The sequence below is a fragment of the Tunicatimonas pelagia genome, from assembly GCF_030506325.1.
GTDB lineage: Bacteria > Bacteroidota > Bacteroidia > Cytophagales > Cyclobacteriaceae > Tunicatimonas > Tunicatimonas pelagia.
In genome coordinates this window covers 50,539-73,748 of sequence record NZ_CP120683.1, presented here as the reverse complement: position 1 = coordinate 73,748, position 23,210 = coordinate 50,539, and the positions used below count along the sequence as shown (strand labels likewise).

The window sequence follows — 23,210 nt, the reverse complement described above, 5'->3', positions numbered from 1 at the left end:
CTATTTGCCAAATACTGCAACTTTGCCGAAAGCTTAAGCCACTCTCTCAGTGATTTATGCTTTTACTGGTATTACTCAAAGATATTGACCTGTAATTATGACTAAGGTCATAAGTAAAACTAACTCAAGTCATCAGTCGTCTAAGGGAAGAACCTGACCTTTGGAGTGTCAGTTACCAACTAAAAGCTGCATTCAGTTTATTTGGCAGATCGCCACTGAAGCAGGTATTATCGGTGGCTTGCAACCATACACTATTGTAACACCAAACCTTTTACCCTCATGTACCAAGTAGATATAAAAGAAGGAGTGCGGTTAGACGACTACCGTTCTTACGCTACCTTAGTGCCGGCCTTCAATGCCTTTTACAACGAAGCTTTACTGCTGAAGCGGTCGTTGCAAGAGCGAAAAATCTGGATGATTAATTCTACCGAGCACGGTGGTGGAGTAGCCGAGATGCTGCCCCGCATGATTAGTATATTACGCCAATTGGGTTTACAAGCAGATTGGCTAGTCATGGAGACCAACGAACAAGGTTTCTTCTCTCTCACTAAAAATATTCATAACCTTATTCATGGTCAAGCGGGGGCTGAAATTACTGCCGAAGATACCGCTTTATACGAACAAATAAACAAAGAGAACGCTGAGCAACTGGCGCGATACGTTCAGAAGAATGATATTGTAGTATTTCACGATCCTCAGCCGGCGGGAATGGCGCAGGAGCTAAAAAAACTGGTGGATGTTACAGCCATTTGGCGCTGCCATATTGGGCTTGATTATTCTAACGCCAGCACCCATGCCGCTTGGTCGTTTCTATCGCCTCACCTTCAAGCTTACGATCATTTTGTGTTTTCTAGCCCTGAGTATATCCCCGAAGGCTTATCGGGCAACGTTACCCTGATTCATCCTAGTCTTGATCCGCTGTCGCACAAAAACCGACCGCTTTCACTGCATAAGCTTACCGGTATTTTGAATAACGCGGGCTTACTAACCTCTTCTCAGCCGTATCTTTATCCTCACTATGAGCATCGGGTAGCTCGTATACAGCCCGATGGTACGTTCGGGCCCGCTCAAAATGGAACGGATATTGGCTTACTATTTCGTCCTATTCTTACTCAAGTGTCACGGTGGGATAAGCTGAAAGGTTTTTTCAGTTTGATGGAAGGGTTCGTAGAACTGAAGAAGCGTACACCGAAAAATTCGTCCGACCGAAATCATCAGCGGATTCAAAATGCCCGACTCGTTTTAGCGGGGCCCGATCCTGCATCAGTTGCTGATGACCCCGAAGGAAAGCAGGTGCTGCAAAACCTGATAGAGGCTTACGTAGGTCTGCCGGATGCACTAAAAGAAGATGTAGTAATACTCACGCTGCCGATGCGTTCCCCTAAAGAAAACGCCTTGATTGTAAATGCTCTACAGCGCAGCTCCTACGTGGTAGTACAGAACTCTTTGCAAGAAGGCTTTGGACTAACCGCTACCGAGGCTATGGGTAAACGCATTGCCGTACTGACCAGTAGTGCCTGTGGTTTACGCAACCAAGTTCGGAACCACATTGATGGTCGGCGGTTGCCTCATCCGGACGACCCTACCGAAGTTGCTCACTATTTAGAAGAACTGCTGAGCAACCCGAAGATGGTGGAAGAAATGAGTTTCAGTGCCGAGAAACGGGTGCTAGATCATTTCTTAATCTTTCAGCAGCTTACCAACTGGCTCAATGTTTTTCATAAGGTTCTACCGACAGAATAATTGACGGCTGGCTTCCAGGAACACGTCCGGTATGGTTAAGTGCTATAGTATTTTGATGGTTTTGGGGGTTGGGGATTATCCACTATCAATTGTCAATTATTCATTATCTTGGGGCGTATGAACCAACCCGAGATACGAACGGTAGATGTAGTCCGATACGTGCAGCCGCTGCGCGAAGGCGGATCGCTGCCAGCTATTGTGGAGGCCGATGATGGTTTTTTGTACGTACTAAAGTTTCGGGGAGCAGGGCAAGGGAAAAAGGCACTGATTGCTGAATTAATTGGTGGTGAACTGGCTCGGGCTATCGGTTTAAAAGTACCAGAGCTGGTTTTTATGAATTTGGACGATTCGTTCAGTAAAACTGAGCCTGACGAGGAAATACAAGATCTGCTAAAGTTTAGTGTGGGGCTAAATCTGGGGTTGCATTATCTTTCAGGAGCCATCACGTATGACCCGTTAGTTTCAGTAGCTGATTCGCTGACCGCTTCCAAGGTGGTGCTGTTAGATAGTATTATCTCGAACGTTGATCGTACTTACAAAAACACTAATCTACTAAACTGGCACCGGGAGCTGTGGTTGATTGACCACGGAGCTAGTCTATATTTTCACCATTCCTGGGACAACTGGCAGGATCATACTCAACGCACCTTTCCGTTGGTGAAAGATCATGTGTTGCTTTATCGGGCAACTGAGTTAGATTTAGCATCTCAGGAGATAAAATCAACCTTAAGCCTAGAAACTATTCAGGCTGTTGTGGCCACCATTCCCGACGATTGGCTGTTAGAAGAAGGTGAGTCTACTACTCCCCAAAAAAGAAAAGAAGTTTACGCTGAGGTTCTCATCGCTCGTTTGTCCAATATTGATTTACTCGTTAAAGAAGCTACCGATGCCCGACCAACAAGTGTATGAATATGCTTTCATCCGCTACGTTCCTCGGGTAGAGCGAGAAGAGTTTCTGAACGTAGGAGTGATTCTTTTTTGCAAAGGTAAGCGATTTCTTCAAATGAGGTACCAGATCAATTCCCGACGGTTACAGGCTTTTTCGTCTGAGATAAATCTTACCGAATTAGAGCAATATTTAAAAGCTTGGGATATAATTTGCCAGGGCAAAGCCCAAGATCAGCCCATCGCCCAGCTCGATCCTGCCAGTCGGTTTCGTTGGCTAACCGCTACCCGCAGTACCATCATCCAAAGCTCCAAAGTTCACCCTGGCTTGTGTTCCAATCCCGAATCAGTGCTGGAAAAGCTATTTACTAATTATGTACTTTAGTTTGGCAAGTCCACAGTCCACAGATCTAATTGCAGTTTATCTGTTAAGGGGCAAGTAAACATCAGTCATTAATCATCAATCATTATTCATTATCAATTATCCATTTTCAATTCTTATTGGCATTGATTGGCAAAAAGTTGCATTTTCGCTTTTTCAATGATTAACACAACTACCTCAACGTCTTCTACTGGATTAGTCCGCCGACTAGGGTTACTTGGTTTAGCCGCTACCGGAATATGCTCCATGCTGGGAGCCTCTATCAACGTAGTGCCTTTTATGATTCAGCGTAACGTACCGGGTATCGGCCCTTACGTGCTTCCGGCGTTTCTACTAGCGGCGGTTCCGGCTATTTTAGCTGCCTTCGCTTACAGTTTACTGGCCTCAGCTATGCCTCGGGCCGGAGGGAGCTATTTGTACGCCAGTAGAGGGTTGCATCCGTATCTAGGTTTTGTGGCTAGCTTTTCTCAGTGGTTCGGCTTATCAATTGTTATTGGAGTGATTGCCTACGTAGTCGTTCCCTTTTTCCGAGACATTGCCCTCGGACTAGGCTGGTCTGGCTTGGCTGCTTGGTTAGAAGTGGGCTGGGTGCGAATAAGCTTGGCCGTGCTACTGCTTTGGACGTTTGTACTCATCAATATTCGTGGAGCAAAATCTTACGAGCGAACGCTGATTCCGTTGATGTTTCTCATGTTTGGATTGGGGGCTATCGTAATCGTAGCTGGTTTTTGGTTTAGTGCCGATGATTTTACAACAGGGGTGCAACAAGCCGGAGGGAATTTGCCCGTAGAGTCGGAAGCTGTGTTTCATTGGCCAACTTTTTTGGCCGCTGCCGCTCTGCTCTTTTCTAGTTTTATTGGCTTTGATTCTATCGCGCAGGCTGGGGGAGAGGCTAAGAACCCTAACCGAAACCTACCTTTAGCCATTGCGCTGGCTATTACCGTGGTCGGCTGTTTCTACTTTCTATTCACGCTATCGGTTTACCGTATTGTTCCCTGGCAGTTTGTCGCTCAAGAAGCGATGCAGCAGGACATCTCTGCCCCTGGATTACTGCGCTACGTACTACCAGCCGGGTTAGCGGTAGCCATTGTAGCCGGAGCAGCTATCGCGCTAATTAACGATCTTCCAGCTATGCTGTTATCGGTATCTCGCTTAATGTTTGCCTGGGCAGAAGATCGTATTTTTTCGAAAAGAATTACAGTAGTACACCCAGTCTGGCACACTCCGCACGTAGCTTTGTTGCTAAGTGGAGGAATGGCTACGGTGGGTATCTTGGGCAGTCACTTTGCGGGTGATTTCTTTTTAGGAATCGATATTATGGTCACCTCTATGATGGTGAATTTCCTGCTAATGTGCTTTACTTTGGTTACAATCACCCGCGTAAACCCGATGCTCGCTCAAAACATCCGAATAGTGAAAAGTCGAAGCGTTCAGCTGGTTTTGGGCTGGGGTGGAACGGCTGTGCTTACGGGCTTCCTAATTATTCATACCTGGAAAGATCTACATAATGAGGTTGACGCTTGGTACTTTCATTCTACCTATATCTGGCTAATTGTGATGCTATTAGCGTCAGTATTCTTTTTCATTCGTTGGTTTAGACTAAAGAAACAAGGCATTAACCTCCGTCAGCAATTTTTAAACTTACCTCCCGAATAATGGTCACTTACACTGAACTAGCCTCTAACCTAAAAATCTCTCAAGTACTCACCGGACTATGGCAGATTGCCGATATGGAGCGCGACGGGCAAACCCTGGATGCTCAGACTACTGCCCAGGCAATGCAACCTTACGTACAAGCGGGTTTTACCACTTTCGATATGGCCGACCACTACGGCTCGGCTGAAGTGATTACCGGTACGTTCCGCAAGCAAAACCCAGATAACCCGGTACAACTGCTTACTAAGTGGGTGCCAAAACCCGGTCCGGTTACCAAGAATGAAGTAAGAGAAGCAGTACAGCTTTCCCTCGACCGAATGCAGTCAGATTCGCTGGATTTGCTACAGTTCCACGCCTGGAACTACGCTGACCCAGTATGGCTGGATAGTCTGTTTTGGTTGCAAGAGTTAAAAGAAGAAGGGCTGATCCGCCATTTGGGAGTGACTAATTTTGATGCCGCCCATCTGCGGATAGCGGTTGCCAGTGGTATTGAGATTGTCTCTAATCAGATTTGCTACTCACTGATTGACCAGCGAGCGCACGGAGCTATGACCGAGGTTTGCCAGCAGTACGGAGTGAAGATATTGGCCTTCGGCACCTTGGCCGGAGGCTTTCTGACTGAGAAGTGGCTGGATAAGCCCGAACCTAAGGTAGATGAAGAAAATACCTGGTCGCAGATGAAGTACAAACGCTTTATTGATGTGGCGGGGGGCTGGGAGAAGTTCCAGCCGCTGCTGCAAGCACTAAAGCAAGTAGCCGAAAAGCATCAAGTACCAATGGCTACCGTAGCTACTCGCTTCATTTTAGATCAACCGGCGGTAGGGGGAGTAATTTTAGGAGCTAGACTTGGACAAAATGAATATGTTGAGGAGAACTTGAAAATCTTTTCAACCCAATTAGACATTGAAGACCATCAGAAACTACAGCAAGCTCAGCAGCTATTAAATCCCATTCCAGGAGGCTGCGGCGATGAATACCGTAAGCCCCCGTTCCTTACCGCCTCCGGCGACCTGAGTCATCACTTGGATTCTATGCCTCGACCGTATGAGCCAGTTACCTACCGTGGTCGGCAAAAGGTATTTAGCGGCACCTCTTGGGAAGATATGGCCGGTTACTGCCGGGCGGTGCGCAGCGGTGATCGTATCTCGGTATCGGGCACTACGGCTACGCACGGCTCTCAGCAGATCGGTGGAAGTGACGCTGCCGCTCAAACCTACTTTGTGATTGATAAAATTCAGGGAGCCATTGAGTCGCTGGGTGGCTCGCCGGAAGATGTGGTGCGTACCCGCATTTTTGTGAATAACATTAACGACTGGGAAGCCGTAGCCCGTGCCCACGGCGAACGCTTCGGCAGCATCCAACCCGCCAACACCCTGGTAGAAGCCAAACTGGTAGGAGAAGGCTACCTCGTAGAAATTGAAGCCGAAGCCTGGATGAGGTAGTAGTTTGTGCTCTGCTAAGAATTGTGTTTTATGAGTACTTTTATTTTCTGGAAAATGAAATCAATTATCAATACGAAAAAAGCTTAAGAAGCGAATATATTAGCAGCGATAATACGAGACTAAGAGACAATGAATGTAAATGTAGATTCTATCCCTATCAATAGCTTTTGGAGTGAAGCAAGTAATAAAGAATTATGGTTGCATAAAATTCATTCTTATCCAGCAAAATTTCCTTCTCTAATAGTAAATAAAAGTATAAAATATGCACAAGATAATGGTATTGAGGTAGATACAATAGGTGATGTCTTCTGCGGATGTGGTACTACATCATTAGAATCAAAAATTAACGCAAAGAATTTTTGGGGTTGTGACATTAATCCGGTTGCTACATTGATAGCTAAAGCGAAAAGTACTTACTACTGTACAGAAACAGTTCAAAGGTATTATAATAAAACTGTAAAGTATTATCATGATACTGTAAAGAATCAGGACTTTAGATTATTAAAAGACGAAAGAATAAATTATTGGTATCAAGAAAAAAGTATCATAGACCTAAATCATCTACTGAACAGTATAGAAATTAATATCCCAAATGGAAAATATAAAAACTTATTTTTATGCTGTTTTTCTAATATTTTAAAGCCTACATCTCGTTGGTTAACTAAATCAATTAAACCACAAATAGACAAAACGAAAGAGGTATCCGATGTTATTCCAAGCTTTGAGAAGCAATTTGTAGCTACGCTAAAAGCCATCTACCAGATTTCTACGTTGAAGATGCAAAAAGCTAATGCTGATATTGTTACTTGTAATTTTTTGAAGACTAAAAAGAAAATACCACCTATTGATTTATTAGTTACTAGTCCTCCATACGTAACTGCATATGAGTATGCCGATTTGCATCAGTTGTCTACGCTTTGGCTTGGTTTTACTGATAATTATCGGACTCTAAGAAAGGGTACAATAGGAAGCCTGTATCACACGAATATATCTAATCATAACATAAAATCTCTAAATAAAACAGGAAGACATATTTGCAACTCGATGAGCACTATTGATAATAAAAAGGCACTAACAATTGCTAAATATTTCATCGACTTGGAGGGTACTGTAAGTAAATGCTACAAAATAATGTCAAAAAAAAGTGTTAGTATTTTTGTCATCGGTAATACTTCTTACAAAAAGGTGAAGATTGATAACGCCAATTATTTGATTGAATGTATGCAAGATAACGGATTCAAAAATGTTGAAATTTATAAAAGAAAAGTGCAGTCTAAAATATTAACTCCTTATAGAAATGAGCAAGGAAAATTTACTTCTAACCCTGATAAAAAAGATGTATTTAGTTTTGAATTTGTTGTATCCGGGATGAAATATTAATGAAGAAGTTAGAGTTACCATATATCGGGATTAAAATTGAATCCCTTCCCACCATCTTAAAGGTTTTAGATTCTGTGGATAGTGACGAGAAATTTTTTGCTTACTACGAGAAAGTTGGGAAATCAAGAAGAACAGCTTATGAATATTTACATTCTTTAAGAAATATGAAATTGGCAAAAAGGGGGACTGACGAAAATACGATTATTACTAAGGCAGGAAAAAAGCTAATTGAAGATGAAGTTGAACGTTTATATGAAAACTTATATAGCCATAGTATCAGGTCTTTTCCAGACTTAAAAATACTTAAAGATTCAGTACAAAAAGATAACGTTGAAACGCTAAATGAACTCATCGAGTCACTTAAGAAACAGGATTACAAAATTGGACGTAAACAGACCCTATCAAGTTTTCTGAAAATTCTTAAAGAAGGTAACAAGAAGAACTTTTTGAACTCGAGAACCTACTTTTCAAAAAAGTTTAAAGGAGAAGTTATTGAGTATAATCAGTTTAAAAAAATAGTAAAGAACTATCTAAATGAAAAAGGTAAAATCAAGCTTTCATCAATATTTGAGGATATTCACGACGGTTATCTTATTTCAAGAGACCAATTTGTTGATTACCTCAATATCATGCAAAGGAACAATTTAGTTAAACTTTATGAAATAAACCCTAATGTAGTCAAAGACGATAAAACTGTATTTAAAATAAGGGGAAGAGTATATTATTATATCAAGGATAGATTAGAAACTGAATGAGGAATTTTGAAAGTACTCTAATAACTGTACGAAATAATCCATTTCATAGTGTAAGGTCAGTAGCTATAGCTGATGGTTGTTTTATGAAAGATCTAAAACCTTCCGGTAACAATGATAAAATCGATAATTATGTACAATCAAATCATCAGCATATTGAAATAGGTTTGCTCAAAAATTTAAGTGACCGAGTTAAACTAATAGAAGAATCAAATCAGCCGAACCATATATTTCTAATCGGTGAATATGGGCAAGGTAAAAGCTTCTCACTTAAGGTCATTCAAGATAAAATTTATGTGGAGTATAATGGGGGTATAATATGCTATACATTAGGTTTAGCAAGTTCTACTTATCGGAAAGACACTAGTATTTTTGAAAAGCAACTCATGGAAGATATAGAAAAGCTTTTTGACAGGATTGACCCAGACTTATACACTAGTAAACCTGATCTGATCGCGAAGTATAATCTGAAAAATGAAAAAAATTTTAGACAATTCTTACAAGACTTTGATCAGGCGTTCAAAGAGCTAGATATATTGGTTTACGTCTTCATTGATGAGCTTGACAAAATCGTTATTTCCGAAATCGATGAAAATGGCAAGAGGAAGTTTTTAGAAACAATTAAAACTATTGCTGATGTTTGTTCTACCTCTATTTCACTAATTGTTGCTGGAACACCAAACTGCGAAGCGACGATAGATGAGTTATCTGATGACTACAAACAACGCTTCTATGTTATTGAAAAGAGTAGTCTAGCAATAGAGGATTTGAAAAAATATATAAGAGAGAAATTTCGAAAAAAATTACGTTATGTTGGTCACTATCCTTTTCATAACAGCATTTATAAAAAATTACTCAATATAACTGGTGGTAACATAAGGAAAGTCGAAAGTGTTTCCAGAGATTTGTGGAATTTGTCTGCTGAAAGAAAATGCAAGATAAATAATTCCTTAATGAAAGATTATCTGCTTGGTAGACTTCGTGAAAAGATTAACTCTTTGCTAGTAAAATCTGATATTGAAGTCACGGAAAATAAAATCAGGTTCATATTCAACTTATTTTTCCTTGGTGGAAAAGTAGGAATAAACAAAGTTGAGAAAAGTCTAACTCTACCTAAAAAAAGAGAAATTAGACAACTCATATCTAGCAATAATTTAGCACGAATCGTAGATAAGTCTTATGTTTTAGATGGAGACACTATAGATAGTTTAAAAGATTCTTTAGTAGTATGAGAGGAGAAAAAAGAAAATCAGGTTCTAAAGTATCGTATCCTGAGAAGAGAATAGATGATACAGATCTCAATTACTTCAATGACAAGATTGGAAGTTTAATGGAAACAGACTTTCCTCTTCACCATAAATTTGAAGAAATAAAGAGTTATGTGGGTGCTAAGGATATAGAGAAAATTAAACTATGTAAACTACTGTATTGCACGGAGTATAAGAAAGAGGTATTTCTACAACTGGGTATAATTATCGAGAGTATGTTGAATTCGATTATTGAAGTATACGAAACTGAAAATTGGAAGACACCTTCAAGTTTCAACAATCCAACAGCTCAAGAGCGTAACTTTAAAGATTTCAAAAACAAGAAATCTTTAAACGATAAGGCTTCATATATTGATAGTCATAACATTTTTAACGATCAAAGCACTAGCGAGAACGTAAAGTTAAAAATTCAAAGTATGAGGAATCTAAGAAACTATGGAGGACATGCTAAAAATAATAACGATTTCCTAGAATCTATAATGCTTGACAATGTTGATGATGAGATTGAACAAGTTTTTAACCTCATACGCAATATTAAAACAGCTAAAGAAATATTAATTTCATCTCCACCAGAATTAATTTCTACTACTGAAAATCCGTAAAACTACAGGAGAGAGTATTCAAAAAATTATTTGAAGAGGCGTTCCACGCTGGGCTGAAATTGCCAAATTAAACCAGAAGATATGCAAACATATCAAGAAAGCTTAAAAGCGTACCGCGACAATAAAAACACAATGGACTATGCCATTTCTGAGGCTCTCAAAGAAAGAGATGTTGAGATTGCAAAAAAATTAAAGCAGAAAGGCGTTGATAGTGCAGTAATAGCCGATACAACAGGTTTAACCAAAGAGCAGATAGAGAAGCTTTAGAAAGGCTGTATCTTTTGTGCAAAATTGTGGCTATGAGTGTACAAACAATTCAGATAGAACTGCCCGCAGATATTCTGCTTACTTTGAATGAAGATGAGCAGGATCTGAAGTAGCAAATAAAACAAGCTCTGGCTATTCAACTGTACCGTAAGCAAAAAGTCACGCTAGGTAAGGCCGCTCAGATAGCCAACCTAAGCCGGCTGGCGTTTGAAAATTTATTTGCTGAGAACGATATACCGATCTCTAGTTTGAGCCTTAAAGACGTACTACCCGATGCAGAAAAGCTACGCTTATCAGGTGGCTCGAGTTAGTGTCTATAGACGGCCGTTTTACGAGAAACTTCGATTAGTAAGATTAATAACTAACGTTTCTTCACCTCAAAATATACTGCATCGTAGGCAAAGCCGGTGAAGATGCCTAGGCCGTTGCGGACGTTGGAAAAGGGCTCGTTCAGGTTGCGGGAATCCTGCTCTAGTGATTCGTAAAGGTTGGCGTATTCTTCGTTCACCCGGAACAGCCGAACCCGATGCAATCCGTACTGTTGGTAGTGTACAAACAGACGAAGGGGAAAGATATTTTCCTGGGTAGGCTCGGAGACAAAGGAGAATTGACGGGGTAGCGAATTATTCACATCAATGGCTTCGGGGCTTTCTTCCAGATTTTCAATCAGCACGTAGTAATATTCACCTTCGTTGTTATCCCAAGTCACGTCGATAGTTTCGGAAAAAGAATCCCGGATCTGAAGCAGATCACGGCGGGTTAGAATCTGGGGTACCGAAATCTCAGGTTGCGAAATCTGCGTTTCTTCGGGTGGGAAAGGAACCGTCGTCTCCGCGGTAGCCAGCTCGCCCTGGTAGGTGAATTCCAGTCCGTAGGTATTACCCGAAGTAATAGCTAAGTCGTCCCCCTCGTAGCGGTAGGTTCCTTCCAACTCCGAAGCCGGACTAAGCGAGTAGCGGTTTCCTTCAGAAATGATTATAATCTCCGCGTTGGTAATCACCGGAACTTCTTCTACATCGCTCACAAACGGCACCAGCTCAGTTAAGCGAACGTCATCTATCGGCTCTCCGGCGTACAGGTAGGCCTGTACTACCGGGGCACTTTCTCCGATCTGAAACTCAGGTACTTCCTCACAGGCTGAGAAAATAGTAAGTAAGATTAAGCCAATGGCGTATTTTTTAGCAATCATCTTTCTGTGTAGTTAAGTGTTTTTTAGCGTCATTGCGAGGAATGAAATGACGAAGCAATCTACTGATGATGAGATTACTTCCCTCGTGCCTCGGTCGCAATGACGTTAATAGTTGATACATAAGTTTAGTTAGTAGTAGATTAAAAACTGATATTGAAAAACAGACTGGGGGTGAAGCCGATCAAATTCACGTCGGTCTCAATCACTTCGCCTTCCGATACCTCAAACTCTTTGTACCAAATGTTATCCCGGTTGTAGAAGTTGAAGATGGATAAACCCGTATTAGCCTTCGCCTTGAATAGATTAAAATTCACCGAAGCCGACAAATCCAGACGGTGATAGTCGGGCAGGCGGAAGGCGTTTTTCTCACCTACGCTGATGTAGCGGTAATCGCTGCCATCAAGCAGGGTTAGCTCGTACTCGCCGTAGGGGGCGGTGTAAGGTTTGCCCGTAGCGTAAATCCAGGTGCTAGCAAATGTCCAGCTTCCCAGGTTATAGCTGCCTACCAGCTTTAGTTCATGGCGTTGGTCGTGCAAAGCGTAGAACGCATTTTCGCTCAAATCAGGAAAGTTGTGGACTACTTCGCCCAGCGTATAGCTCACCCAGCCGGTGAAATCGCCCACTTTCTTTTGTAACAGAAATTCAACTCCTCTCGCGATTCCTGTTCCTTCAAAGAAGAGCTGTCCTTCCGTTGGATCTCTTCCGGGGTTGCTAAACCGCAGCGAAAACTCCGAGAGTCCCGTCATATCTTTCTCGTAGTACTCCACATCAAACAGGTAGGTATCCGTCTCGTAACTCAGTCCGGCAATGTAGTGCGTGGCACTGCTCACCGGGTTGGTCTGATCGTTAGCTAACAGCCAGAAATCACGACTGCCCTGGGTCACGTCTTCGCGCACTACCCGGTTAGCAAATTGGTAATAATCTCCCCAGGCCCCCTTGAGTTTCAGTCGGTCGGTTAGTTGTAGCGTAGCGGAAGCTCGGGGTTCGTAGTAAAACTGATTGGTCACATCGTAGTAGGTGGCGCGCAGCCCGCCGGTCAGGGTGAGGCGGTCAGTAGGCGACCAGGTATCTTGAAGGTAAAAAGCCGCTTGGATGCCTTCGTCGGCTCTACTCAAAATATTGAGCGTATCGTTAAACTGAAGATCGTAGGTAATTTCGTTGTATGTCACCTGGCTTCCGAACCCTATCCGGTGACGTTGACCGAGCACCCATTCGTTATCAATACGGGCGGTGTAATCAATCAGATTGTTGTTTTCCACGGTGCCAAAGCGACGGTTACGCACCGTATCTTCGGTAGTAGTGGTAATATCAGTAATCCGGTCGCGCTCGCTAAAGTAGTTAGAGTAGGCTACAATGGTATTGCTGTAGAACCGAGGCGACCACTGCCTAGCCCAGCGTAGGCTGCTTCCCCAGTTACCCCAATTAAGTACGTCACTGGTGTTGTTGTTGATCGTTCGGCCTCCGTTTCCATTTCTGCCTTCAAAGGTATTTTCGGTATTTCGGGAGTTGTCCAGATTATCGGCACCGTTGTAGAAAGATACCGCTAGCACATCTTTGGGAGAAGGTTTGTAGGTTAGCTTAGCGTTTAGATCGTAGAAGTAAAAGGTAGGTTCTACTGTGTTTTGCTGACGGTTACGTCCGAATCGGCCACCGCCCGCTCCTGGATTTTGCCCTCCAGTTTGATTTGGAGTTGGTTCATCGTTGTACAGATCGAAAATATCGTTGTACAAACCATTCTGAATAATATCCGTGTAGGAACGCCGTCCGGCTACCAGGATAGAGCCTTTACCACCCAGCGGTACTTCCAGCACGGCATTGGCATTAACGGCACTCAATCCAATTTTCCCCGAGAACTCATTCATATTCCCTGCCTTTCCGGTAAGATCAACCACACTGGAGATACGTCCCCCGAACTGAGACTCAAACCCACCTTTATATAACTGTACATCCTTAATGGCATCGGCGTTGAAAGCACTGAAGAAGCCGTAGAAATGATCTACGTGGTAAACGGTAAAGCCATCCAGCAGAATCAGGTTTTGATCGGGAGTGCCACCCCGCACATACAGTCCCGCGGAGGCTTCATTACTACCACTCACCCCCGGCAGCAGTTGCAGCGAACGAAAAATATCTTTCTCCCCCAAACTAGGTAGTCCAGCCATTTGCGCCGGAGAGATAGAAATCTGGCTGATATTCTGACTAGCTCGCATCATCTGTCCGCTTCCGGGCGCAGCCACTACCACCTCGCTTAGCTCGCTAGCTGCTTCGGCTAAATAGATCGTAAGCGGCTGTCGGGCTGTTTCAGGCGTAAGCTTAATCCGTTGGCTCTGATAGCCCACGTAGCGGATCAGCAGCGTAGCCGTATCGCTGGGAACGTTCAGTAGGGTAAAGTAGCCGTCCTGGTTGGTCACCGTACCCTGGCCACTGCTTTCAATGAGTACAGTAGCGTTGGGCAGGGTTTCTTCGGTAGATTGTTCCTTTACATTACCGCTAATACTAATTGAAGTTTGACGTTGCTGAGCTTTGGTAGGTAGAGTGGTAAAGATAAGCAGCAATAGAGTCGGTAAAAGTAGTCGTGAAATCATATATCGGTTAGGTCTACTACTTTTAGAGCTGCCAAAGCTCTAAAGGTTTAATCAGTGATATTTTTTTTGGGTAAGACCCAAAAAATATTTTAAAAAAATTTGATAAATAAAGAAACTAAATATTATGAACACCGTTCAGTAAATAAATAATGTTTAAAAATGGGTATCACTGAACGTAAAGAGCGAGAAAGGAGAGAGATGCGAGAGCTTATTTTGAGCACTGCTATCAATCTATTTGTTGAGCAAGGCTACGAAAGTGTGAGTATGCGAAATATTGCGGAAGTGATGGAGTACAGCCCGGCGACTATCTACTTGTACTTTAAAGATAAGAACGAACTGCTCTACGCGCTGAGCGAAGAAGGGTTCCGGAAGTTCTTCGCTTACTTTCAATCACTCCCTCCGCAGGAAGATCCATTAAAAAGATTGCAGGAGCTAGGGCGAATATACATACGCTTTGCGCTGGAAAATCCGGTGTACTACGATCTAATGTTTATCATGCGCTCGCCGATGGAATCACACCATACGGGGGAGAGCTGGGATTTGGGCATGGAAAGTCATGGGATACTTACTTCTGTGGTAAAAGAGTGTATTGAGTATGGTTATTTTCAGCAAAAAGACCCCGATACGGTAGCCTTCATGGTATGGTCATTTGTACACGGTTTAGTATCGTTTAAAATTAGGGATCGGATGAAAATGTATGAAAATCAAGATCATGAAGAGTTTATTTATGATGCGTTAGCCCTTTTTAACAATATGTTAGGCAGTCTCTAAATTTTTTTGCGATCTTACTAAACAGTGTTCATTAAATTAAATATGATAATTTAAATAAAAGTGTTAAAAGCTATGAACCGAATACCAATTGTGGTGCTGATGGTACTAACCATTCTACCTGCCTACGGGCAAACAGTGCTCGATGATTACGTTGAGCTAGGGCTAAAAAATAACCAGCAATTAATCCGAGAGCAGTTGGGCACGCAACTGGCTGCCGAAAAAGAGAAAGAAGCCCGCGGCCGCTATTTGCCCGATGTTGCTCTCGATGCCTCCTACACTTGGGCGCAAGGCGGGCGTATTATCGACGTTCCGGCTGGTGACTTAGTAAATCCGGCCTACGAAGGGCTCAATCAAATACTGGGTGAGAATCGCTACCCCACGAATATCCCGAACGTTAGTGAACAGTTTTTACCCAATAACTTTCACGAAACTAAAATCCGTATTATTCAACCCATCTTAAATAGTCGGATTTACTACGGTTACAAAGCCCAAACCGCTCAGCGGTCGGCGCAACAGGCTCAGCAAGCAGCCTACGAAAATCAGCTGATCAAGGAGATTAAAACCGCCTACTTTCAGCATCTGGCCGCTCGGGAGCAACTATCCATTCTCACTGATACCAAAGACTTACTAGAAGAATTACTTCGGGTGAACCAACGGCTGGTGGCTAATGACAAAGCTACCCCCGAAATTGTTTACGCAGCTCGGGCTGACGTGAGTGAAATTGAAAGTCAACTAGCCAACGCTCGCAAGCAGATAAATACTTCTCGTATCTTCTTCAACTATTTACTAAGCCGTGACTTGGGTGATAGTATATTGGTAGATGCTACGACTACCAGCCCACCGTCATCCGTTTCTCTATCATTAAACAGTTTACAGCAGCAAGCTCTAGCTGATCGGCACGAATTGGCTCAACTGCGCTACGGGATGGAAGCTAGCAACCTCGCAGTGAAATTGAACCGCAGCTTTCTGCTACCTGAAATTACTGCGGTAGCTGATGTAGGCTTTCAGGGCTTTGATTATACTTTTGATGATGACCAGGACTTCTGGTTGGTACAACTGGGGCTGACTTGGCCTATTTTTCAGGGTGGGCAAAACCGAAGCCGAGTTCAGCAAGCCGTACTGGGGCAGCAGCAGTTAGAGTCTGAGTTGGTAGACCTTCAGCAACGTATTACGCTGGAGGTATCCCAATCCTACTACGAATGGCAGGAAGCTCAGCAAATCCTGGAGTTCCGGCAAGATGAACGGCAGTTCGCGCAAGAAACCTTTCGGATAATCAGCAAGAAATATCGTCAAGACCAAGCCATTCTGGTCGAGCTTCAGGAAGCCCGTACCAATTTTACGACGGCTCAGCTCAGTGAGTCGATTGCTCGCTACGATCTTAAAATCAAAGAAGCTGCCCTAGAAGCAGCCATTAATCTCCCTTAAATACATTTTAGCATGAAAACTAATTATTTAATTCTCGGCAGCTTCTTACTGCTAGGCTTAGCCAGTTGTAAACAGGAATACGCTCCGCAAAATGAGGCAGCCCAAACAACTACCAAACGAGTGGTGGTACAGGAGCTGACCCCTGATTCAGAACCAATTACCCTGATTGCCAGTGGCGTACTGGCTTCGGAATCGGAAATGAATCTGTCCTTTAAGATCGGCGGTATTGTCCAGGCTGTATTAGTACAGGAAGGGCAATCAGTGAAGAAAGGACAGTTATTAGCAAAGCTAAACTTAGCTGAGATCAACGCCCAGGTATCGCAAGCTCGCAATGCGTTCAAAAAGGCCGAGCGTGATTTGCAGCGAGCCGAAAACCTCTATCGGGATACGGTAGCTACGCTGGAGCAAAAGCAAAATGCTGAAACTGCTTACGAAGTAGCTCAGGCTAATCTCGAGATTGCCGAATTCAACCAACGCTATGCAACGGTTGTGGCTCCGGTAACAGGTAAGATTCTTAAGAAAATGGTAGAAGCCAGTGAGTTGATTTCTCCCGGTCAACCTTCGTTCGTACTCGGAAGTTCCGGTACGCAAGGAGCTCAGGTGATTAAAATCGGGTTAGCCGATCAGGACATTGTGCAAGTAGCCTTGGGCGATTCGGCTCAGATCAACTTTGATGCTTTCCCTCAACGAAACTATCCGGCGCGAGTAACCGAAGTGGCGGAAGCGGCTAATCCGGCTACCGGAACGTTTGAAGTAGAATTGACGCTAGACGCGCAGTATTATCCCGAACTCAAAAACGGTTTTGTTGGTAAAGTTGCGCTATACCCCTCGCTTACCCCCAGCCACATTAAAATTCCGATGGCCGCTTTGGTAGAGGGCGACCAAAGGCAAGCGACAGTCTTCGTCTCTACCGACCGGCAAACTGTAAAGCGACAAAGGTTACCTGTTTCCAGCATCCACAGCAACTACTTCACCGTGACCGAAGGTACAGTGCAGCCCTCAACTTGGGTAGTGCTAGACGGTAATGCGTACCTGAACGACTTAGATAGTATTACAATTGATAATTGAAAATAGATACTGGAAAATTGACAAGTGACCGTGCCACGCGGTGGGCGCCACGCGGTGGGCGCCACGACCGCTAACAACAATCATCAATTAACAACCAGCAATTCAGCCGCGCGACGGTCGCCACTCAACAATTGAGCAATCGAACAATTTAACAATTGAATTATGAAACTTCCCAAACTCGCTATAAAAAACCAGCAATTTGTGTACGTACTAGTCGTACTCGTACTGTTCATTGGCATTCGCTCTTTTGTGTCTATGCCCAAATCAGAAGATCCATTTTTATCTACACCAAGCTACACGATCATTGCAGTTTATCCGGGAACAAGTCCGGAAGATATGGAGGAGCTAGTTGCTGATCCGATAGAGGATGTAGTTGATGCATTGGATGACATTGATGAGATACGCACTGAAATCACCAACGGCTTGGTCGTAATGCAGGTCGAAGGTGAGTTTGGTATTGATGCCGACGATAAGTACGATGAAATACTCGCCGAAGTAAACGGTATCCGTAACGAACTGCCGACCCTATACTCACTAGAAGTGAATCAGTTTAAACCCGAAGAACGGGTCACTATTCAGCAATTTGCTTTGGTATCCGAGTCCGCTTCTTTCCAGCAGTTATACGATATGGCTGAAGATTTAGAAGAAGAAATCGAGCAACTGGCTTTTGTTAAGAGAACCGAAGTAGAAGCCTATCCATTGGAAGAAATCCGGGTAAGTGTAGACTTTCAAAAGATGGCACAACTGGGTATTCCACTAAGGCAGGTATTAAGAATTTTACAAGGTGATAATGCGAATATCCCCGGGGGCGATATTACTTCGGGCAATCTGAGTTTCAACATTCAGTCTACCGGCGGCTACGAATCTCTGGAAGATGTTAGCAATACGGCTGTTCGCTCTTCGGATGGTCAGATTGTCTATCTGCGTGATTTTGCCAAGGTCACTCGCGATTATGAAGATGAGCGCTGGAAAGCCCGTTTCAACGGCCAACGTTGTCTGTACGTAAATGTATACCAAAAGCGAAACACTAGCATTCTAACCCTGGCCGACGAGTTGAAAATGGTATCAACCTCGTTTCAGGAAACATTACCCGCCGAAGTTCAGCTAGCAACTGCTTTCGAGCAAGCCCCTGCCGTAGAGGCTCGTATCAGCGATTTTGTGAATAACCTACTACAAGGAATTATACTGGTGGGGGTAGTTATTGCACTCTTCTTAGGCTGGCGTTCGGCGTTAGTCGTCATGACGGTTATTCCTTTATCTATCGTTCTAGCTATTACTACCTTAGATTTCTCGGGGTATGCTCTTCAGCAAATTAGTATTGCGGCCTTGGTAATTGCATTGGGGCTGCTGGTAGACAATGCCATTGTGGTGATTGAGAATATTGTGCGCTTCAGGCGTGAGGGGTACCCACTGCGAGAAGCAGCGGCAAAAGGGACTCAGGAGGTGGGCTACGCCATTGTCAGTTCTACCTTCACTACCATACTAGCTTTTGCTCCGTTGGCGCTTTTATCCAGCGGTGCGGGTGAGTTTTTGCGTACGTTGCCACTAACGGTTATCTACGCACTATCGGCTTCCTTATTGTTAGCATTGGCGTTTACACCGATTGTTACCAGTCGGGTACTACCAGCTTCTACTACGCATACGGAAAAAGGTACTTGGCTAAGTCAAAAAATAGATTGGCTGATAATCCAGGCTTATCGTCCTTCGGTGAATTTTGCTTTACGGCGAGGCTGGGTTCCAGTGGTAACCGGAGTGTTACTACTAGTTGGAGCAAGTGCCCTGTTTCCCAGTATTGGGGTCAGTTTTTTTCCTACAGCGGATAAGAGTCTATTGCTGGTGAAAGTTGATTTGCCCTATTCCGCCAGTTTGCAACGAACCGAGCAAGCTGTGCGCTTTGTAGAGGAAGTACTGGATACGACGGATTACGTGAAGAATTATACGGTGAATGTAGGCCACGGTAACCCTCAGGTGTACTACAACAGCATTCCGGAGGAGTATAAAAAGTACCACGGTGAAGTGCTCATCAACTTCAAGGAGTGGGATCCAGCTACCTTTTACGCTACACTAGCCCAGCTGCGTAACGCTTTCGCCCAGTATTCCGGTGCTCGGATTACCTTTCGGGAGCTAACCAATGGTGCCCCATTTGAAGCCCCAGTAGAGATTCTGTTGTTAGGGGATAATTTGGACACGCTAAAACGTATCGGCTACGATATTGAAGATATTATCCGTAGTTCGCCCGGTACTCAAGATGTAGATAATCCGATGGCCTTAGCCAAAACGGATGTGAAGGTAGCTGTTAACCGTGATAAAGCTTCGTTGTACAATATTTCCCTGCTAGATTTAGATCAAACGGTACGAGCCAGCCTCAACGGTATTCAGGTAGACGAGGTGGTGCTGGAGGAAGATGATGAAACGTATCCAATGGTCGTTCGTATTCCGTTTACCGATGAGCCAACCTTAGATGATTTTGGGAGAGTTTACCTGGCTCGAGATGATGGGCAATCGGTGCCGCTTCGGCAAGTGGCTGATGTGGAGTTTAAGGCGGAGTACGCCAAAATATCTCACTTCAATACTACCCGCTCGCTGGGCATCACGGCTAATGTAGACGACCCTGATCGCACCAAAGACATTACTGAAGCCATTATTCCATCATTAGACAGTTACGAGTGGCCCGAAGGATATAGCTACTACATTGGAGGTGAATACGAAACTCAGCAAGAAAGCTTTGGTGATCTAGGTACACTACTAGCCGTTGCCCTGTTGGGAATCTTTGCGATTTTAGTGCTACAATTCCGCTCGTTAGTGCAGCCACTGATTATTTTCTCGGCCATTCCACTGGCGGTGACTGGTTCGTTTGTGGCCTTGTTTATCACGGGATGGTCATTTTCTTTCTTTGCCTTCGTTGGTTTTATCAGTTTGGTCGGCATTGTAGTTAATAACTCTATCATTTTAGTGGACTACACTAACCAACTGATGCGGGAAGGTCTGGAAAAAGCTACGGCCATCCGGCAGGCTAGTGAACGCCGCTTTACACCCATTGTGCTAACTACGCTAACTACCATTCTGGGACTTATTCCACTCACTGTTTCGGGCACTAATCTGTGGTCGCCATTGGGCTGGACATTGATCGGTGGTCTGGTTTCCTCTATGCTACTAACCCTAATTATTGTTCCGGTGCTGTACAATTGGTTTACTAAAGAAAATAAGCTGGAACCTATCACTCAATAAATCTAACTACTATGCATCTCTCCGAAAAAGAAAAAAAACGCTTACAGACGAATTACGGTTCCTGGGCACTAGTCACCGGGGCATCTTCGGGTATTGGTTATGAATTGGCCGAGCGGTTAGCCGAAGCTGGTTTAAATTTGCTACTGACCGCCCGAAGCGAAGAAAAATTGACCGAGTTTGCCGCATCTTTGCAATCAAAGTATAGTACCCAGGCCAAGGTGGTGGTCGCGGATATGTCGACGGCAATCGGAATTGACACGCTGATTCATGCTTCTCAGGATTTTGAGATAGGGTTAATCGTTGTCTCAGCCGGGTTTGGCACTTCAGGAGATTTTATTACCTCTGCGCTAGATGATGAATTAGCCATGCTACAGGTAAACTGTACGGCACTACTTTCTCTCACCCACCACTTTGCCCAACGATTTAAGACTCAACAACGTGGTGGTATTGTTCTACTTAGTTCCATTGTGGGGTTTCAGGGAGTGCCTTACGCCGCGCATTATGCAGCTACTAAAGCCTACGTTCAGTCGTTAGGGGAAGCTCTTGCTATTGAACTTAAACCTCAAGGCATTGATGTGCTCACTGCTGCTCCTGGACCAGTTTCCAGTGGGTTTGCCTCCCGAGCCAATATGCAAATGGATCAAACGCTTCGTACCGAAGATGTGGGGGTACCCATACTCCGAGCATTAGGTCGAAAATCTACTGTTTTGCCAGGGTGGCTCAGTAAACTACTGGTAGGTTCACTTAGTATCTTACCTCGCTGGGGTAAAGTACGGATGATGAGCCTGGTAATGGGTGGTATGACGAAGCATCAGCGGATATAGTATTCTCATTGTATTCTTTACATTTTGCTACACAGTCAGCTCGTTTAGGAAGATATCCGTTATTATTCTCTTGAAATTATCTCGTTTTACAATGTGTTTTCTAGTGTAATGAGAGATTTTTTATGCAACCTAGCCTCCTTTACCGAAGAAGAACTTGATGCCATACTTAGTGAGGGTCATCGGAAGACAGCTACAGCGAAAGAACTTGTATTTCAGGCGGGGAATACTTTTAACAAAATCTGGTTTATAGAAAGCGGAATGATGCGCGCTTTTCGTATTATAGACGGTAAAGACTATACATTCTTCTTTTTTACCAAGCAAAATTTTGCGGTCGACTACCATAGCTTTCTCACTAAAACTCCGAGCCCATTATTTTTCGAGGTAATTGCTGACATTGAGTACATGGAGTTTTCCCGAGATACCATTTTTTCGCTTTATGACATCCACCCCCGTTTTGAACGGGTAGGTCGCATTATGGCTGAGCAAGCTTTTGTTAGTGCCACTGAACGGTTCCGGCAGTTGCAAGGGGAGTCTTTAGAAGTACGCTACCAAAAGCTACTGGCTCAAGACCCTGAACTGTTTCAAACCATTCCTCAGCATCATATTGCTTCTTACTTGAGTGTCCGGCCCCAAAGCCTCAGTCGCATTAGAGCGAAACTTTCTGGCAAGAAATATTAGATCGGTCATCTATCTCTTCTTCACCTAGGTGAATGTTTGCTACCTGCGGCTGAGCGATCTTTGACTTGTAACTAAAATTATACAAGTCATGAAAACCATAAACACACTTCGATGGATTCACTTGATAGGGGCAGCCTTAATTGGCACTTATGTTTATTCGCCTTGGTCACAGCTCAACGGGTTTACACTGCTTATGCAGTTGACAGTGATACCTGCTTTAACCCTAACAGGTTTTTGGATGTGGAAACCCAAGTTTTTTAATAAAAAGGGAGCAAAGCGAAGCAGTACACGACCGAGCAGTTCTAACCAGATTTCAGTAGCAATCATGTTTTTAATGACCACATCGTTTTTTGGCTTGTCTGAAGCGACCGCTCAAGAAAGGCAAATAGGTGGCTCAGGTGGTTTTATGGTAGGGTATAAGTCGTACAATACATCGGCGTATCAATACTTCGTGCGGGAAGGTGGCCCAGCCATCGGCAACAATCTACTTCAAATAGGTGGTGAAGGCTATTTGCTAATTAATCGGTGGGTCCTTGGCGGAGGTGGTTATTACAGTCGAGGGGACGAAGCAGAAGAGGGTACTGAGCTGTATGAACTGGACGGAGGTGGTGGCTACGTTCACGTAGGCTACGTGTTGTACCAGCAAGATGAATTCTTATTGTTCCCCCTCGTAGCCATCGGGGCCGATGCGTTAGGGATCAGCCGTAGAGTAAATGAAGACATTACCTACGAACCCAACCGTTTCTTGGAAGCTAATTATTTTACGTTTACGCCTACGATTGATTTAGGGGTCGGGGCGGACTGGTTCCCCGGAAAAAAGGGCATCAAATTAGGCCTTCGGGCAGGCTACAACCTATCACTTTCTCGCGGAAATGAGTGGAGACACTACGGAGGTGAGATTACTAATACTGATTTGCCCAACAATGACCTGGACGGATTCTATGTACGCTTAACCGTAGGCGGTGGTCATTTCAAAAGTAGAAATTAAGAAGATAAATTGTTTCTTGGAGCAGTAGACTCAAGGAAAAGCCCACCGTTAAGTGGGCTTTTGTAGTTAGTATACTTTTT

General features: G+C 43.8%; 20 protein-coding genes. 18 read left to right on the top strand and 2 right to left on the bottom strand.

Translation table 11 applies throughout. From position 1 onward, the window contains the following. The first annotated feature begins 279 nt into the window (after positions 1-279). The 11 genes from P0M28_RS00225 (at position 280) to P0M28_RS31020 (ending at position 10,688) form a co-directional block, all read left to right on the top strand. The gene (locus tag P0M28_RS00225; protein WP_302207317.1) at positions 280-1,743 is read left to right on the top strand and encodes a glycosyltransferase; all 1,464 of its coding nucleotides are present in this window, start codon (positions 280-282) and stop codon (positions 1,741-1,743) included. A 117-nt stretch (positions 1,744-1,860) separates the two neighbouring features. After that, entirely contained in the window at positions 1,861-2,652 is a 792-nt protein-coding gene (locus P0M28_RS00220; RefSeq protein ID WP_302207316.1) for a HipA family kinase, read from the top strand. After that, entirely contained in the window at positions 2,630-3,013 is a 384-nt protein-coding gene (locus P0M28_RS00215) for a DUF3037 domain-containing protein (protein ID WP_302207315.1), read from the top strand. The genes P0M28_RS00220 and P0M28_RS00215 overlap by 23 nt, the downstream gene beginning before the upstream one ends. A 156-nt stretch (positions 3,014-3,169) precedes the next feature. Further along, the gene (locus tag P0M28_RS00210) at positions 3,170-4,666 is read left to right on the top strand and encodes an APC family permease (RefSeq protein ID WP_302207314.1); all 1,497 of its coding nucleotides are present in this window, start codon (positions 3,170-3,172) and stop codon (positions 4,664-4,666) included. Further along, positions 4,666-6,108 carry an aldo/keto reductase gene (locus P0M28_RS00205; RefSeq protein WP_302207313.1) on the top strand — a complete coding sequence of 481 codons (1,443 nt, stop codon included), beginning with the start codon at positions 4,666-4,668 and terminating at the stop codon, positions 6,106-6,108. The genes P0M28_RS00210 and P0M28_RS00205 overlap by 1 nt, the downstream gene beginning before the upstream one ends. 129 nt (positions 6,109-6,237) lie before the next feature. Continuing rightward, positions 6,238-7,488: a DNA methyltransferase gene (locus tag P0M28_RS00200; RefSeq protein WP_302207312.1), complete on the top strand. Its 1,251-nt coding sequence runs from the start codon at positions 6,238-6,240 to the stop codon at positions 7,486-7,488. After that, positions 7,488-8,243 carry a hypothetical protein gene (locus P0M28_RS00195; RefSeq protein WP_302207311.1) on the top strand — a complete coding sequence of 252 codons (756 nt, stop codon included), beginning with the start codon at positions 7,488-7,490 and terminating at the stop codon, positions 8,241-8,243. Before P0M28_RS00200 ends, P0M28_RS00195 begins: the two co-directional genes overlap by 1 nt. Positions 8,244-8,326: 83 nt before the next feature. Next, complete coding sequence (locus tag P0M28_RS00190; protein WP_302207310.1) at positions 8,327-9,472, top strand: ATP-binding protein; 1,146 nt, start codon at positions 8,327-8,329, stop codon at positions 9,470-9,472. Then, positions 9,469-10,110: a hypothetical protein gene (locus P0M28_RS00185; protein WP_302207309.1), complete on the top strand. Its 642-nt coding sequence runs from the start codon at positions 9,469-9,471 to the stop codon at positions 10,108-10,110. The genes P0M28_RS00190 and P0M28_RS00185 overlap by 4 nt, the downstream gene beginning before the upstream one ends. 81 nt (positions 10,111-10,191) lie before the next feature. Beyond that, positions 10,192-10,377 (top strand): hypothetical protein, encoded by a 186-nt coding sequence (locus P0M28_RS00180; RefSeq protein WP_302207308.1) that lies wholly within the window; start codon positions 10,192-10,194, stop codon positions 10,375-10,377. A gap of 116 nt (positions 10,378-10,493) precedes the next feature. Further along, positions 10,494-10,688 (top strand): UPF0175 family protein, encoded by a 195-nt coding sequence (locus P0M28_RS31020; protein WP_367281928.1) that lies wholly within the window; start codon positions 10,494-10,496, stop codon positions 10,686-10,688. Positions 10,689-10,738: 50 nt separating this feature from the next. Here the strand turns inward: P0M28_RS31020 and P0M28_RS00175 are convergent, their stop codons facing one another. Together P0M28_RS00175 and P0M28_RS00170 are read right to left on the bottom strand one after the other, a co-directional pair. After that, the gene (locus P0M28_RS00175) at positions 10,739-11,566 is read right to left on the bottom strand and encodes a DUF4249 domain-containing protein (RefSeq protein ID WP_302207307.1); all 828 of its coding nucleotides are present in this window, start codon (positions 11,564-11,566) and stop codon (positions 10,739-10,741) included. Between the two features lie 140 nt (positions 11,567-11,706). After that, complete coding sequence (locus P0M28_RS00170; protein WP_302207306.1) at positions 11,707-14,148, bottom strand: TonB-dependent receptor; 2,442 nt, start codon at positions 14,146-14,148, stop codon at positions 11,707-11,709. Positions 14,149-14,307: 159 nt separating this feature from the next. Between P0M28_RS00170 and P0M28_RS00165 the strand changes: the two genes are divergently transcribed. The 7 genes from P0M28_RS00165 to P0M28_RS00135 all read left to right on the top strand — a co-directional run bounded on the left by P0M28_RS00165 (position 14,308) and on the right by P0M28_RS00135 (position 23,130). After that, positions 14,308-14,919: a TetR/AcrR family transcriptional regulator gene (locus tag P0M28_RS00165; RefSeq protein ID WP_302207305.1), complete on the top strand. Its 612-nt coding sequence runs from the start codon at positions 14,308-14,310 to the stop codon at positions 14,917-14,919. A gap of 72 nt (positions 14,920-14,991) precedes the next feature. Continuing rightward, entirely contained in the window at positions 14,992-16,344 is a 1,353-nt protein-coding gene (locus tag P0M28_RS00160; protein ID WP_302207304.1) for a TolC family protein, read from the top strand. 12 nt (positions 16,345-16,356) lie between these two features. Next, positions 16,357-17,412 (top strand): efflux RND transporter periplasmic adaptor subunit, encoded by a 1,056-nt coding sequence (locus tag P0M28_RS00155; RefSeq protein ID WP_302207303.1) that lies wholly within the window; start codon positions 16,357-16,359, stop codon positions 17,410-17,412. A 162-nt stretch (positions 17,413-17,574) separates the two neighbouring features. Beyond that, positions 17,575-20,640 carry an efflux RND transporter permease subunit gene (locus P0M28_RS00150; protein WP_302207302.1) on the top strand — a complete coding sequence of 1,022 codons (3,066 nt, stop codon included), beginning with the start codon at positions 17,575-17,577 and terminating at the stop codon, positions 20,638-20,640. An 11-nt stretch (positions 20,641-20,651) separates the two neighbouring features. Next, a complete protein-coding gene (locus P0M28_RS00145) occupies positions 20,652-21,464 on the top strand; it encodes an SDR family NAD(P)-dependent oxidoreductase (protein WP_302207301.1) in 813 nt (270 codons plus the stop codon). Positions 21,465-21,572: 108 nt separating this feature from the next. Further along, a complete protein-coding gene (locus tag P0M28_RS00140; RefSeq protein WP_302207300.1) occupies positions 21,573-22,142 on the top strand; it encodes a Crp/Fnr family transcriptional regulator in 570 nt (189 codons plus the stop codon). Between the two features lie 88 nt (positions 22,143-22,230). Continuing rightward, the gene (locus tag P0M28_RS00135) at positions 22,231-23,130 is read left to right on the top strand and encodes a hypothetical protein (RefSeq protein WP_302207299.1); all 900 of its coding nucleotides are present in this window, start codon (positions 22,231-22,233) and stop codon (positions 23,128-23,130) included. The last annotated feature ends 80 nt before the right edge of the window (positions 23,131-23,210 follow it).

Coding starts and splice junctions, on each gene's coding strand:
- P0M28_RS00225 (WP_302207317.1), top strand. CDS start 280: ATGTACCAAGTAGATATAAAAGAAGGAGTGCGGTTAGACGACTACCGT.
- P0M28_RS00220 (WP_302207316.1), top strand. CDS start 1,861: ATGAACCAACCCGAGATACGAACGGTAGATGTAGTCCGATACGTGCAG.
- P0M28_RS00215 (WP_302207315.1), top strand. CDS start 2,630: ATGCCCGACCAACAAGTGTATGAATATGCTTTCATCCGCTACGTTCCT.
- P0M28_RS00210 (WP_302207314.1), top strand. CDS start 3,170: ATGATTAACACAACTACCTCAACGTCTTCTACTGGATTAGTCCGCCGA.
- P0M28_RS00205 (WP_302207313.1), top strand. CDS start 4,666: ATGGTCACTTACACTGAACTAGCCTCTAACCTAAAAATCTCTCAAGTA.
- P0M28_RS00200 (WP_302207312.1), top strand. CDS start 6,238: ATGAATGTAAATGTAGATTCTATCCCTATCAATAGCTTTTGGAGTGAA.
- P0M28_RS00195 (WP_302207311.1), top strand. CDS start 7,488: ATGAAGAAGTTAGAGTTACCATATATCGGGATTAAAATTGAATCCCTT.
- P0M28_RS00190 (WP_302207310.1), top strand. CDS start 8,327: ATGAAAGATCTAAAACCTTCCGGTAACAATGATAAAATCGATAATTAT.
- P0M28_RS00185 (WP_302207309.1), top strand. CDS start 9,469: ATGAGAGGAGAAAAAAGAAAATCAGGTTCTAAAGTATCGTATCCTGAG.
- P0M28_RS00180 (WP_302207308.1), top strand. CDS start 10,192: ATGCAAACATATCAAGAAAGCTTAAAAGCGTACCGCGACAATAAAAAC.
- P0M28_RS00175 (WP_302207307.1), bottom strand. CDS start 11,566: ATGATTGCTAAAAAATACGCCATTGGCTTAATCTTACTTACTATTTTC.
- P0M28_RS00170 (WP_302207306.1), bottom strand. CDS start 14,148: ATGATTTCACGACTACTTTTACCGACTCTATTGCTGCTTATCTTTACC.
- P0M28_RS00165 (WP_302207305.1), top strand. CDS start 14,308: ATGGGTATCACTGAACGTAAAGAGCGAGAAAGGAGAGAGATGCGAGAG.
- P0M28_RS00160 (WP_302207304.1), top strand. CDS start 14,992: ATGAACCGAATACCAATTGTGGTGCTGATGGTACTAACCATTCTACCT.
- P0M28_RS00155 (WP_302207303.1), top strand. CDS start 16,357: ATGAAAACTAATTATTTAATTCTCGGCAGCTTCTTACTGCTAGGCTTA.
- P0M28_RS00150 (WP_302207302.1), top strand. CDS start 17,575: ATGAAACTTCCCAAACTCGCTATAAAAAACCAGCAATTTGTGTACGTA.
- P0M28_RS00145 (WP_302207301.1), top strand. CDS start 20,652: ATGCATCTCTCCGAAAAAGAAAAAAAACGCTTACAGACGAATTACGGT.
- P0M28_RS00140 (WP_302207300.1), top strand. CDS start 21,573: ATGAGAGATTTTTTATGCAACCTAGCCTCCTTTACCGAAGAAGAACTT.
- P0M28_RS00135 (WP_302207299.1), top strand. CDS start 22,231: ATGAAAACCATAAACACACTTCGATGGATTCACTTGATAGGGGCAGCC.